Genomic DNA, 13,254 nt, shown 5'->3' on the forward strand with positions numbered 1-13,254 from the left:
CATGAAACGCTTGACGGCATCCTTTCGTCTGCTGACCTCGACGTTGGCGATGTCGCTTGCAGCGCCGGCGTGGGCTCAGTCCGCGCCGGCCCTCAGTCTTGAGCTCAACGCCGCGCAACCGTCTGAAAAAGGCTGCCGGCTGACCTTCGTCGTCAACAACGCGCTCGGGGCCGACCTGTCGAAGGCTGCTTTCGAAATCGCACTGTTCAACCAAGCCGGCGTTGTCGACCGCCTCACCGTGCTCGATTTCAAGGCCCTCCCGGCCGGCAAGACCAAGGTCACGCGCTTCGACCTTACCGGCGCCGACTGCGGCAAGCTCAGCCGCGTGCTGATCAACAGCGCGACCGAATGCGCAGGCACCGGCGTCGAGCCGGCGGCCTGCATGCGCGCGCTGAAGACGTCGACCAAGACCGCGATCGCTTTCGGCGTATAGAGGTGATGTTGCATCCGGCCTTGCCGCAAGACGCCACGGCGTGGACCGCCTCCGGTCCGCCGCCATGGATGGCAACCGATCTTGATTTGACAAGTCCCTATCGCGCGCGGCAGGTCTCGGCGCGAGACATGCAGGACATCGATCACACACCCGACGCGGACAGCGGATTGTCGGCTACACCGACCGAGTCACTGATACAGCCGCGGCCAGCGGCCGGTCGGCGTAAATGGCCGTTGGCCATCGTCGCTTCCGGCCTGCTTCACGGCGCGGCGGCGGCCGCGTTCCTGCTCGCGCCTGCCGGCACATTCGACTCCCTGGACGCGATCCAGGCCGAGGGCGCCGACCAGTCCGGCGCCAACGTCATCGGCAGCGCCCTGGACGACCAGTCGTCCGGCGCCGTGGATGTCACCCTGGTGCCCGATCCTCAGCCGGTGAAACGCCAGGCCGCGCAGCCCGCTCCGCCAGCCGAGGCGCAGCAACCGGCAAGCGTGCCGCCGACACCTCAGCATCCGCAGCAAGCCGTCAAGGAAGCCGCTTCCATGCCGGATATCCTGGCGTCCGCCAGCCCGCGCCAGGATGACCAGAGTGTTCCCGCTGAAAGCAAACCCACGCCCGCGACCGAGCCGCAAAGCGCTGAAGCACCCCCAGTCGAGGCTGAACAGCCATCGGCTCCCAGCGCGACATCGAGCGCTCCAGCCACATCGGCTGGGCCAAGCCAAACCATTGAAACTGGCGGCACGGCGGATGGCGATACGCGCGACGCGCCGGCTGTCGCTAGCAAGGGCAAGAAACAGGCCGCCGGCAATGCCCTGGAATCCCGCTACAGCGGAGAAATCCAGAAGAAACTTGCACGCGCCAACCGTCGCGTCTCGAAATCGATCCAGGCCAAGGCTCGCAACAATGCCAGGGTGGTTTTCGTCGTCGCGGCCGATGGCAGCGTCAGCGACCTGCAGCTCGCCGAAAGTTCAGGGTCCGCCGAGCTCGATCAGTTCGCTTTGACGCTGGTGCGCAAGCAAGCCCCGTTCCCTCCCATTCCGCCCGAGACCGGAAAATCAAGTTGGGTGTTCAAGGCGCGGATCGGCCCTTTTTAACGCGTTCGTCCCCCAGTTGAAGCCTTTCTGGACGTCAGAATTCATCCATTTCGAAAGGAAACCAATGTACATCGCCATGAACCGCTTCAAGGTCCAGACCGGCTCCGAGGAAGCCTTCGAGGACGTCTGGAAGAACCGCGATTCCAGCCTCTCCGAAATGCGGGGTTTCAGGGAATTCCACCTGCTGCGCGGCCCCGTCAACGAGACCGAGGGCTATACGCTGTTTGCCTCGCACACGGTCTGGGCGAGCCAAGAGGATTTCGTCGCCTGGACAAAGTCCGAGAATTTCCGCGCCGCCCATCGCAATGCCGGCGGGTCGAAAGTGCACTATCTGGGCCACCCGCAGTTCGAAGGCTTTTCGGTCGTCGAAGGCGCCTGAAACRCGCCTCCGCCAGGCCTGCTATGCTGCAGCCAGCAGGCTGGCGTTGCCTCCCGCCGCCGTCGTGTCGACGCAAACCGCGCGCTCATGCGCGTAAGCCGCGGGGTTCAGCACCTCGCTGACCAGAGGCACGATCGGCCCGGCGCGCTCGGCGATCACCTTGCGCACGATTCGCGCCGCCTCCGGCGTGCCGGAGAAGGCGACGACATCGACGCGCAGCGAACGCGCCTCGACCGGATCGGGCCGGCCGTCGATCGCCGCCAGCGGCAGGCCCTTGCCGGTCAGCGCCGAAAGCGCGGCCGGGGCGCCCGGCGCCACCGCCARCACCGCGTTGCCGGCGGCAAGCGCCTGGATCGTCTGGGCAAGCAGCGTCTCGGCGTCCGGGCCGAGGCAAAGCACCCGGCCGCGCGGGGCCAGCGACAGCGTGTTGGCCTCGCCGGTCGGTCCGGGAAGGTCGACCTGGCCGAAATCGAGACTCGCCGCGGCAGCGATTGCCGCCGCGCCCTTGCCGCGCAGATGCTTCCTCAGGATCGCGACGCGATCCGGCCGTGTCGACCAGCCGCCGAGCGTCGGATCCGGCAGATTGTCGGCAAGCTCGGTCGCCGTCACCTTGTGGCCCTCGCCTACTTCGGTGCCGGCCTCCGGCCCCTTGCGGAAGCGGCGCAGGTAATGCGGTCCGCCGGCCTTCGGGCCGGTGCCCGAAAGCCCCTCGCCGCCGAAGGGCTGCGAGCCGACGACCGCGCCGATCTGGTTGCGGTTGACATAGATGTTGCCGGCATGGATGCCGTCGACGAAATGCTGGACGCGGCCCTCGATGCGGGTGTGCAGGCCGAAGGTCAGGCCGTAGCCCTTGCGGTTGATGGCGGCGATCACCGCATCGATGTCGTCGGCGTCGAAGGTCGCGACATGCAGCACCGGGCCGAACACCTCGCGCTCCATCTCCTCGATGCCCTTGACACGGAAGACATGCGGCGCGACGAAGCGGCCGGTCGCCGGCGCTTCGAGCTTGGCGATCAGCCTGCCTTCCAACCCCTTCTTCTTGCAATAATCGCTGATCGAAGCCTGCGCCTCGTCGTCGATGACCGGGCCGACATCGGTCGAAATCAGCCAGGGGTTGCCGACATTGAGCGCTTCCATCGCGCCCTTCAGCATTTCCAGCATCTTCTTCTCGACATCCTTCTGCACGTAGAGCACGCGCAATGCCGAGCAGCGCTGGCCGGCGCTCTGGAAGGCCGACGCGAGGATGTCGCGCACCGCCTGTTCGGGCAGCGCGGTGGAATCGACGATCATCGCATTCAAGCCGCCCGTCTCGGCGATCAGCATCGCATCGGGCGCCGCGGTTTCGGCCAGCTGCTTTTCGATCAGCTTGGCGACCTCGGTCGAGCCGGTGAAGCAGACGCCGGCGATGCGCGGGTCGGCGGTGAGCGGCGCGCCGACCGACGGGCCGTCACCCGGCAGAAGCTGGATGACGTCTTCCGGAACGCCGGCCTCGCGCAGCATCTCGACGGCGCGAAAGGCAATCAGCGACGTCTGCTCGGCCGGCTTGGCGATCGCCGAATTGCCGGTGACCAAAGCCGCCGCGATCTGGCCGGTGAAGATCGCCAGCGGAAAGTTCCAGGGCGAGATGCAGACGATCGCGCCGCGCGCCTCGGTGCCGTTCTCGGCATTCGCTGCTTCGGCCGCGTAATAGCGCAGGAAGTCGACCGCCTCGCGCACCTCGGCGACGCCGTCGGCCAGCGACTTGCCCGCCTCGCGCGTGGCAAGAGCGAAGAACTCGGCCGCGTTAGCCTCGTAGAGGTCGGCGGCGCGGTTGAGGATCGCGGCGCGCTCGGCAACAGGACGCTTCGCCCAGGCGGGTTGCGCGTCGACGGCGATGCGCACCGCGGTCGCCACCTGCTTGGCCGCCGCTTCATGCACCGTGCCGACGATTTCGTCCGGCTTGGCCGGATTGACGATCTGCCGCTGCTTACCGTAGCCGGCGGCGCGCGTGATCGGCTTGGCGTGCCAGCGGTCCGCTCCGGCGAACTCCGCCCGAGCCCTGTCAATGGCCGCGAGCGTCACCGGATCGGTGATGTCGAAGCCCCTGGAATTGCGGCGTCCGGCGCCGAAGATCGCGGYGGGACGCGCAATCGCCGGGTTGGCGGCGGGACCCTGCGTCTCGACGGCCGCGAGAGGGTCGCGCGCGATCTCCTCGGGCTCGACTTCCTCGTCGGTCAGTTGATGGACGAAGGAGGAGTTGGCGCCGTTCTCCAGCAGACGGCGCACCAGATAGGCAAGCAGGTCAGAATGCGCGCCGACCGGCGCATAGATGCGGCAGCGCGTGCCTTCGGCCTGCCGCACCGTCTCGTGCAGCGCTTCGCCCATGCCGTGCAGGCGCTGGAACTCGAAACTGTCGCGGTCCTTCGCCATCGACAGGATCGCGGCCACGGTGTGCGCATTGTGGGTGGCGAACTGCGGATAGATGCGGTCGGTCATCGACAAAAGCTTCTTCGCGCAGGCCAGGTAGGAAACGTCGGTGTTGGCCTTGCGGGTGAAGACCGGATAGCCGGAGAGGCCGAGCGTCTGCGCGCGCTTGATCTCGGTATCCCAATAGGCGCCCTTCACCAGCCGCACCATGATCCGGCGGTCGTATTTCTTCGCCAGCGCATAGAGCCAGTCGATGGCGAAAGCCGCGCGCGGGCCRTAGGCTTGTACGACAACCCCAAAACCGTCCCAGCCGGCAAGTTCCGGCTCGGCCAGGACGCGTTCRATGACGTCGAGCGACAGGTCGAGACGGTCCGCCTCCTCGGCGTCGATGTTGAGGCCCATGCGCGAATGYCGGGCGGCAAGCGCCAGCGACAGGAGCCGCTCGGCCATCACCGGCAGCATCGTCTCGCGCTGCGCCACCTCGTAGCGCGGATGCAGCGCCGAGAGCTTGACCGAAATGCCGTGATTGTAGCGGATGTCGGGGCCGTTCGACCCGGAATCGAGTGAGGAGATCGCGTCCGCATAGGCGCGGTGGTAGCGTAGCGCGTCGGCTTCGGTGCGGGCTGCCTCGCCCAGCATGTCGAAGGAGTAGAGATAGCCCTTCTGTGTCATCGGCCGGCCGCGTTTGACCGCCTCGGCGATGGTGCGGCCGAGCACGAACTGCTCGCCCATCTCGCGCATCGCCGCGGCGACCGCCTTGCGGATCACCGGTTCGCCCAGCCTGCGCACCATGGCGCGCAGCGTGCCTTCGATGCCGCCCTCGCCTTCATCAAGCACGCGGCCGGTCAGCATCAGCGCCCAGGTCGAAGCGTTGACGAAGATCGAGCTGGAACCGCCCGAATGGGYCGACCAGTCATGCGGCGCGATCTTGTCGGCGATGAGATCATCCATCGTCTCGGTGTCTGGAACGCGCAGCAGCGCCTCGGCCAGGCACATCAGCGCCACGCCTTCCTTGGTCGACAGGCCGTAGGCCGAGAGGAAGACCTCCATCAGCCTGGGATCGGTCGAGCCGCGCACCGCGCGCACCAGGTCGGCTGCGCGCGCCGAGATCGCCTTGCGCTCCTCGGCTGACAAGCCCGCCGTCGCCGACAGGCGCTTCACCGCCTCGTCTTCATCGGGCAAATAATTGGCGCGGATCTGCTGGCGGATGGCGTCGAGCGGCATGTCGGGTCCATGAAAGCGAGCGTGAGCGAACGGTCTGGCGGTCGCCGGACCGGATGGCGCAAGCTAGCACAGCTGCGAATTCCAGTCGGTCCAAAGAAATCGACAGGATAGTCCATTCGATCTATCATATAGGCATCATTTCCAATTTTTTGACTGCCATTTCGATGACCGAAGACCAATTGGACCGCATCGACCGCAACATCCTGTCCGCGCTGGGGCGCGATGGCCGGCTTTCGATGTCTGAGCTGGCTTTGAAGGTCGGGCTGTCGAAGACGCCGGTGCAGGCGCGCGTGAAGCGGCTGGAGAAGGATGGCTATATCAGAGGCTACCGCGCAGTCATCGACCGCGAACGCATGGGCGAAGGCCATGTCGCCTTCGTCCAGGTGAAGCTGTCGGACACGCGCTCGGCAGCGCTCGACGCCTTCAACCGCGCGGTACAGGGCGTGCCGGAGATCGAGCAATGCCACATGATGGCGTCGAGCTTCGACTATTTGCTGAAGGTTCRCACCACCGACATCGCCGCCTATCGCCGGGTCCTCGGCGAGCGCATCTCGGCCCTGCCCCATGTCGCGCAGACGTCGACCTTCGTGGCGATGGAGACGGTGAAGGATCGGTAGTTCCCCGACACAGGGATTTTGAAAGGCTGCCGTTTGCCTTGGTGCAAGATTTTCCGTCATGTCCGTGAAATCAGCGCAAACGCCGGGGGATTTGTTGAAGCCGCCCCAACCTCGTCATTCTATGGCGGAGCAAGGAGCGAAGCGACGCGCGCAGACCATAGAATCCATTCCGTGACTTCGAAGAGTTGCTGCGGTGCAGAATTCTGCTCCGTTGTATGCCTTGGCGAAGATAACGGCATGGATTCCAGGGTCTCCGCGACGGAGCTTCGCTCCTGCTCCGCCCTGGAATGACGATCGCGATGGGCGTTTCGGCCAATCTCCAACGCATGCCACCTGACAACGCAAACAGAGCCGACCGGTCAAAATCCCTGTGCGGTGCCCTTAGTGCGAGGCTTTCTTAATCTGATCGATCTCCTCGCTGGTCCTTATCAATGCCTCGGCGATCGCAAATTCCGCCTCCAAGGCTTCGAATTCAGCTACAAATTCCGGGTCGTTAAACCAGTCCTTGGCAGCATCTTCGACGGGAACTGTTTTTCGGTTCATGGGATCACCTCTTATCCCWTTATTCCGACAGCGTCTTCAGGAACGCCACCAGCGCCGCTCGCTCGCGATCGGACAGATCGAGCGGATGAACCTCCGACACGCCTTCCACACTGAGCGGCGCCTTCGAATAATGCGCCACCACCTCGTCGAGCGTCGCGAACTGCCCGGCATGCATGTAAGGGGGCCGGCTTGCGGCGCCCCTGAGCGACGGCGTCTTGTAGGCGCGCATGAGTTGCGGCCCGTCCTTGACCATGAAGCGCAGCTCGCGGCAGGCGCTCTCGTCGCCGTCGCGGAACTTGCCGAGACAGTTGAACGGATCGTCCTCGACCTRCGCCACGGCGTCCACCCGCCCGCGGTCCGGYGGCAGGCCGTCTACCGGCGGCACGCCGGTGTTGTGGAAGGCGTTGTCGGTGAAGCGCGGGCCGTTATGGCAGGTCACGCAATTCGCCTTGCCGATGAACAGTTTCAGCCCGAGAATCTCTTCCGGCGAGAACGCCGCATCCCCTTCCGGCTTGGCGCCGGTCGCGAGATCGATGGCGAAGCGGTCGAAGCGCGTCTGCTCAGGCTCGATCGAGCGCTCGAAGGCGGCGAGCGCCTTGCCGATATTGGCATAGACGCGATTGACGTCGTCTTGCTGGCCAGCGGGCATGGCGTTCCACGCCGCCTTCTCGGCATCCGTGCCGAGCGGGCTGGCATTGGCCGGCACGGTGGAAAGGTCCGGCATCGGTCCGAAGATGCGCTCGTAGCGCTCGCCGAACCGCTTCTTGATGTAATGCGCGAAAGCAGCCCGATTGCCGGCCTGCTCCAGCGGATTTTCAAGCGGCGTCAGCGCTTGCGCCCACAGGCTGTCGCGCCTTCCATCCCAGAAGAACCACGGATTGCGCGCCACGCCGGCCAACGGCATCGTACGGCGGTTGGTATGGCCGACGCCGACCGCTTGCGGCAGGTCGTCCTGGAACTGGCGGTCGATCTTGTGGCAGGTCGAGCAGGACACGGTGCCGTCTCGGCTCATGCCGGCATCGAAGAACAGCGTCGAGCCAAGCGCCGCGGCCGCCGGCACGTCGCCGTACTGGTTCGTGGTGTCAGGTTTCAGGGACGGCAGCGTGTTCAGCGCCAGCGATGCAATGATCTTCTTCTCGGCGTCGCTGAACTGCGGCTCGCCGCAGCCGCCTAACAAGGCGAGAGCGGCCAAAGCCAGCAGGCTTGCAATGCTGGCAATGCGCCTCATGACCCGCTCACAACACGACGTTGAAGACGACGGAATCGGATCCGGCCGCCGCCGAAATACCGAAGTGCAGCTGCCACCAGCCGCTCATCGTGAACTTCACGCCATCGATGCGATACCGCCCCTGGCCGAGATAATCGGTCGCCTGCGGACTGGTCGGCAGGCCGTGATCGTGCTGCGGCATCCCGCCCGAAACGGTGATGGCGGCGCCTTCCACCGGCGCGCCGGCGGCGGTCTTCAGCGTCAGCAGCCAGGACTGCAGCTCGCCCTGCCGGACGACGCCGCGCTCCGGCTCGAAGCTCGCGATGAACAGGCCGTTCGCCGTCTTTTTCGAGCGCGACAGATCCGGGCCGGACGCCGATTGCGGCAACGTCAGATAGACGGCGGCCACAATGCCGACCAGCAGGGCGGCCAGACCGAGACCCGCAAGAATGTAACGCCATATCGATGCCAAACCCGTTCCTCTTCGGCTGCTAACGTCGCGGGCCGCTTGTCGCGTCCCGCCCTGCCTGTGGGAAATCGCTTCTGGCGCAAAATTCGCCGCTCGCCAAGCATGGCGCTGCCGGCCGCAAAAAGCTACAGCAACAACATCTTAGGAAGGGATAGCCCGCATGGCCAAAGGTATCGCGTCGATCGGCGAATGCATGCTGGAACTGTCGGGCCAGAGCGGCTCGAACTGGCGCATGAGCTTTGCCGGCGACACTTTCAACACGCTCTGGGCGTTGCACGCCTTGAGCCCGGAACGGCCCGCGACCTATGTGTCGGCCTTCGGCGACGACCCCTTCTCGCGCGACCAGATCGCTTTCTTCGATCAGAACGGCATCGGCATAGGCAACAGTCCGGTCATCGCCGGCGCACGCCCCGGCCTTTACGCCATAACGCTCACCGGCGCCGAGCGCGCCTTCACCTACTGGCGAAGCGACGCTGCCGCGCGCCAGCTCGCCTCCGATCCGGCAGCCTTGGCGAACAGCCTTGAAAACCAGGCGCTTGTCTATTTTTCCGGAATCACCCTGGCAATTCTGGACGAGGCCRCGCGGAAAACTTTGCTGACGGCCATAGTTGCGGCCCGCCAGGCCGGCTCGCTCGTCGCCTTCGACCCGAACTACCGCCCGCGTCTGTGGCCGAGCCGCGAGATGGCCCAGGCCGCGATCCTGGAGGCGCTCGCCGTGACCGACATCGCGCTGCCGACCTTCCCGGACGAGCAGATGCTGTTCGGGGACCAGACGCCGCAGGCAACGGCGGAGCGCCTTGGCAAGTTGACTGGCGAAGTCGTGGTCAAGAATGGCGAGCAGCCGGCCCTGATTGCGCTGAACGGCGCTTCGCAAATCGTCGACGCGGTGCATGTAGCCACGCCTGTCGACACCACGGGTGCCGGCGATTCCTTCAACGGCGGCTACCTCGCCGCGCGGCTTGCCGGCCATGCGCCCGCCGACGCCGCCCGCCGCGCGCACAAAGTCGCCGCCGCGGTGGTGCAGGTTCGCGGCGCGCTGGCGCCGTTTGAGACGTTGAGACCCGCCTTCGACAGTTAAGCAATATCGAAGCTTAAGCAGACCTCACTTCAATACCATCAAACTTCAGGGCAGCCGGAACCGATATTCGGTCACCTGATGATAGATCTGTCCCGGCCAGAGCGTGGCCTGCGGGAAATAGGGCCGGTTCGGTGCGTCCGGCCAGGTCTGCGCTTCGAGGCAAAGGCCCGAAAACGCCTTGTAGCGGCGGCCCTCGAGCCCCGGCGATGTCGGCGCGACATACTGGCCGATGTAGAGCTGCAGTCCGGGCTCGGTGGTCCAGACCTCCATCTCGACGCCGGAATTGGCGCCCTGCACCCAGGCCGCCTGGTGCAGCGGCCCGCGGCTGGACGCCAGGCAGTAATTCAGGTCGTAGCGAAGCTGCTCGCCTTCCATTTCCATGCGCAGCGGCCGCGCCTGCCGGAAGTCGTAAGGCGTGYCGTCGACGGGCTTCACGACGCCGGTCGGGATCATCTCGTCATCGACGGGCGTGTAGGCGCCGGCGTTGAGCATCAGCCGGTGGTCGARGATGTCGCCGGCCCCGCCATCGTCGAGATTGAAGTAGGAATGCTGCGCGAGGTTGCACAGCGTCGGCTCCTCGCAGGTCRCCGTCAGCTCCATGCTGAGCGTGCCGGGTATCTTCAGYCGGTAGGTGCAGGTGACGTCGAGCGCGCCGGGAAAGCCCATGGCGCCGTCCGGGTCGTGCAGCGTCAGCGTCACGAAATCGCGGCCGTGCAGCGAGACGGCCCATGGCCGGTGGAAATAGCCTTCCGAGCCGCCATGCAGCGTATGCTTGCCGAGAAAATTGCGCTCGGTCTGGTAGCGCTTGCCCGCGATGGTGAAACGGCCGCCGCCGATGCGGTTGGCGAAGCGGCCGACGACGGCGCCGAAGAAGGCGCGGTCGGTCTCGTAGGGTTCGAAACGGTCGTAGCCCAGCACCAGCGGCGCATCATGGCCGCTGAGCCTGAGATCCTGGACGATCGCGCCGAGTCCGATGATGTTGGCGGTAAGGCCGCCRCCGCGGATGGTGAAACGGCGAACCGGCTCGCCCGCCTGCGTCGTRCCGAAGACCTCGCCGTCTTTCATCGCCATGCTCGAAGTGCCAGTTCTCGATCCTTGGATTTAGGCCGGCTGTGTCTTGTCCGGCAAGGGCAGGCGTTTCGCCTGCCCTGCTCTATGGACAATTATCAGAGCCCCAGGCCGCCGAAGCAGGCATATTTGGTGTCGAGATAGTCCTCGATGCCCTGGTGCCCGCCTTCGCGGCCGAGGCCGGATTCCTTGACGCCGCCGAACGGCGCCTCCGGCGTGGTGATCAGGCCTTCATTGACGCCGACCATGCCATATTTCAGGCCTTCCATCACCCGGAAGGCGCGGCCGAGATCGCCGGTGTAGAAATAGGCCGCCAGGCCGAACTCGGTGTCGTTGGCCAAGGCGATCGCTTCTTCCTCGGTCTCGAACTTGAACACCGGCGCGATCGGCCCAAAGATCTCTTCCTTCATGAAGCGCATGTTCGGCGTGGCGTTCGAGATCACCGTCGGCTGGAAGAACGAGCCGCCCAGCGCATGGCGCTTGCCGCCGGTGACGACCTTACCGCCCTTCGACGTCGCGTCGGCGATGAATTCCTCGACCTTCTCGACCGCCTTCTCGTCGATCAGCGGTCCCTGCTGGACGCCTTCCTCGAGGCCCGAGCCGACTTTCAGATTGTTGCTGGCGGCGGCGAGCTTTTCGACGAACTTGTCGTAGATGCCGGCCTGGACGAGGAAACGGTTGGTGCACACGCAGGTCTGGCCGGAATTACGGTATTTCGCGGTGATGGCGCCGGCCACCGCGCGGTCTACATCGGCGTCGTCGAAGACMAGGAACGGCGCGTTGCCGCCGAGCTCCATCGACACTTTCTTGACCGTCGAGGCCGACTTCTGGATGAGCAGCTTGCCGACCTCGGTCGAGCCGGTGAAGGTGATCTTCTTGACCAGCGGATTGGTGCAGAGCTCGTCGCCGATCTCGCCGGCCGAACCGGTGACGATATTGACGACACCTTTCGGGAAGCCGACTTCCTCCACCAGCGCGCCCCAGGCGAGGCCCGAATAAGGCGTCTGCGAGGCGGGCTTCACCACCGCGGTGCAGCCGGCAGCCAAAGCCGGGCCGATCTTGCGGGCAAGCATGGAGGACGGGAAGTTCCACGGCGTGATGGCGGCGATGACGCCGACCGGCTCCTTGGTCACCAGGATACGGCGGTCRCCCCATGGCGAGGGCACGATATCGCCATAGACGCGGCGGCCTTCCTCGGCGAACCACAGGATATAGCTTGCTGCCGAGCCGATCTCGCCCTTGGACTCGGTGAGCGACTTGCCCTGCTCGATGGTGAGCAGTTCGGCCAGCACGTCCTGATTGTCCATCATCGCGTCATGCAGCTTGCGCAGCAGCTTCGAGCGCTCGAGCGCGGTGGTCTTGCGCCAGCTCTTGAAGGCTTGCTCCGCAGCCTCGATGGCCCTGCGGGTCTCGGCCTTGCCGGCCTTCGGCACGGTGCCGATCTTCAGGCCCGTCGCCGGATTGTTGACATCGATGGTCTGGCCGCTGTCGGCCTGCACCCATTCGCCATTGATGAGATTGGCCTGGYGCATGAAATGGCTGGTTTTCTGAAGCATGGTCTGGCCTCCGTTCGGCGCGCTGATCGGGCCGTTTTTCTGGAAATCCGTTGAGGCGTGCTCAAGAGCCGCACGCCGGCGCATTGCTCTTACCTAGGGAAAGGCGGGCAGGCAATCACAAGATGGCATATAGGGGTTGGGCCAACAAAGGCGAGAGCGCTCGGCCCCTCTAGCCGAAGATGTGGATCACCACCGTCAGCCAGAACGACGTGGTCACCACCGCGCTGGCGGTGGCAAGGGTCATCTGGTTCGAGGCCAGCGCTTGGCCGGTGTTGAACTGGACGGCGATCAGGTAGGAATTGATGCCCGAAGGCAGTGCAGCAACCACCACCGCGACCTTGGCCGTCAGCGGCGGCAGGCCGAGCAGCCACACGAAAGCCAGCACCAGCGCCGGCATCAGGAACAGCTTCAGACCCGACAGCGCCAGCGCCGGCCGGATATTRCCGGAGATGCCGAAGCGGCGCAGGCTGAGCCCCATGGCGAACAGCGCCACCGGGCCGGCCGTATCCGCCAGCGTGTCGACCAGCCGCTCGACGAGGTCGGGCAGCGGCAAGCCGGTAAGGCGCCAAGCGAGCCCCGCCAGGATGCCGATGATCAGCGGATTGATGAACAGCCGCCTGAGGAAGCTTTTGACGACGCGCAGCGGATGGACCGTCTCGCCGCTGCCGCGCCCGAACATCTCGAACAGCACGATCGAGGCCATCATCATGATCGGCAGGTGCACCGAGACCAGCAGCGACAGCACCTCGAAGCCGCTGGCGCCGAAGATGCCGAGGATGAAGGGCGCGCCGAGCAGCACGACATTGGAATAGGCCGACGACACGCCGCCGACGATGCCGGCGCGGGCATCTCGCCCGAAGATGCGCGTCATCACCAGATGGCCCCCGGCCCAGGTGATGGCCACGGCCGCGAAATAGGCGCCCCATAGCGACCACGGCGTGACGCCGTGGAAATCCGATTTGACCATGGTCTGGAACAACAGCAGCGGCATCGCCACGTTGACGGCGAATTCGGAAATGCCCTCCCCGCTCGCCGGCTTCAGATAGAAGGTGAGCCCGGCCAGATAGCCGAGCGCCACGAGGCTGAAGACGAAGAGGACGGTTTCGGTAAGCGGAGTCATTTTCTGGGTAGGGTCATTTCTCCCGTGATAGGCGAGCCCTGATCGCCGTGCAATTGGCGCCGC

12 protein-coding genes are annotated in these 13,254 nt (G+C 65.3%); 5 read left to right on the forward strand and 7 right to left on the reverse strand.

Annotated features, from left to right (window positions below; translation table 11 throughout):
- Position 1 precedes the first annotated feature (1 nt).
- From LCM4576_RS19510 to LCM4576_RS19520, 3 genes are all read left to right on the forward strand, one after another.
- Positions 2-433: a hypothetical protein gene (locus LCM4576_RS19510; RefSeq protein ID WP_071033963.1), complete on the forward strand. Its 432-nt coding sequence runs from the start codon at positions 2-4 to the stop codon at positions 431-433.
- A 128-nt stretch (positions 434-561) separates the two neighbouring features.
- Entirely contained in the window at positions 562-1,524 is a 963-nt protein-coding gene (locus LCM4576_RS19515) for an energy transducer TonB (RefSeq protein ID WP_071034089.1), read from the forward strand.
- A 64-nt stretch (positions 1,525-1,588) separates the two neighbouring features.
- A complete protein-coding gene (locus LCM4576_RS19520; RefSeq protein WP_041007478.1) occupies positions 1,589-1,903 on the forward strand; it encodes an antibiotic biosynthesis monooxygenase in 315 nt (104 codons plus the stop codon).
- Positions 1,904-1,924: 21 nt separating this feature from the next.
- Here LCM4576_RS19520 and putA read toward each other — a convergent pair whose 3' ends face one another.
- Entirely contained in the window at positions 1,925-5,533 is a 3,609-nt protein-coding gene (putA, locus tag LCM4576_RS19525) for a bifunctional proline dehydrogenase/L-glutamate gamma-semialdehyde dehydrogenase PutA (RefSeq protein ID WP_071033965.1), read from the reverse strand.
- A gap of 164 nt (positions 5,534-5,697) precedes the next feature.
- Here putA and LCM4576_RS19530 point away from each other — a divergent pair, with 164 nt between their 5' ends.
- On the forward strand, positions 5,698-6,150 hold the full coding sequence (locus LCM4576_RS19530; RefSeq protein WP_071033967.1) for an Lrp/AsnC family transcriptional regulator: 453 nt from the start codon (positions 5,698-5,700) through the stop codon (positions 6,148-6,150).
- A gap of 381 nt (positions 6,151-6,531) precedes the next feature.
- On the opposite strand, the gene LCM4576_RS19535 is transcribed toward LCM4576_RS19530, so the two are convergent.
- Genes LCM4576_RS19535 through LCM4576_RS19545 form a run of 3 tightly spaced genes read right to left on the reverse strand, consistent with a single transcriptional unit; the run spans position 6,532 to position 8,372 of the window.
- Entirely contained in the window at positions 6,532-6,693 is a 162-nt protein-coding gene (locus tag LCM4576_RS19535; RefSeq protein ID WP_198540272.1) for a hypothetical protein, read from the reverse strand.
- Between the two features lie 19 nt (positions 6,694-6,712).
- The gene (locus LCM4576_RS19540; RefSeq protein ID WP_071033969.1) at positions 6,713-7,921 is read right to left on the reverse strand and encodes a cytochrome-c peroxidase; all 1,209 of its coding nucleotides are present in this window, start codon (positions 7,919-7,921) and stop codon (positions 6,713-6,715) included.
- 7 nt (positions 7,922-7,928) lie between these two features.
- Positions 7,929-8,372 carry a FixH family protein gene (locus LCM4576_RS19545; RefSeq protein ID WP_071033971.1) on the reverse strand — a complete coding sequence of 148 codons (444 nt, stop codon included), beginning with the start codon at positions 8,370-8,372 and terminating at the stop codon, positions 7,929-7,931.
- A 157-nt stretch (positions 8,373-8,529) separates the two neighbouring features.
- Between LCM4576_RS19545 and LCM4576_RS19550 the strand changes: the two genes are divergently transcribed.
- A complete protein-coding gene (locus LCM4576_RS19550) occupies positions 8,530-9,447 on the forward strand; it encodes a sugar kinase (RefSeq protein WP_071033973.1) in 918 nt (305 codons plus the stop codon).
- Between the two features lie 45 nt (positions 9,448-9,492).
- On the opposite strand, the gene LCM4576_RS19555 is transcribed toward LCM4576_RS19550, so the two are convergent.
- The 3 genes from LCM4576_RS19555 to LCM4576_RS19565 all read right to left on the reverse strand — a co-directional run bounded on the left by LCM4576_RS19555 (position 9,493) and on the right by LCM4576_RS19565 (position 13,191).
- A complete protein-coding gene (locus LCM4576_RS19555; RefSeq protein WP_071033975.1) occupies positions 9,493-10,518 on the reverse strand; it encodes an aldose epimerase family protein in 1,026 nt (341 codons plus the stop codon).
- Between the two features lie 95 nt (positions 10,519-10,613).
- The gene (locus tag LCM4576_RS19560) at positions 10,614-12,071 is read right to left on the reverse strand and encodes an NAD-dependent succinate-semialdehyde dehydrogenase (protein WP_071034091.1); all 1,458 of its coding nucleotides are present in this window, start codon (positions 12,069-12,071) and stop codon (positions 10,614-10,616) included.
- 169 nt (positions 12,072-12,240) lie between these two features.
- Positions 12,241-13,191, reverse strand: coding sequence for an AEC family transporter (locus LCM4576_RS19565; RefSeq protein WP_040981803.1), 951 nt, complete (start codon positions 13,189-13,191; stop codon positions 12,241-12,243).
- Positions 13,192-13,254: the final 63 nt, after the last annotated feature.

Origin of the sequence: Mesorhizobium sp. LCM 4576 (assembly GCF_001854815.1) — a bacterium.
GTDB lineage: Bacteria > Pseudomonadota > Alphaproteobacteria > Rhizobiales > Rhizobiaceae > Mesorhizobium > Mesorhizobium plurifarium.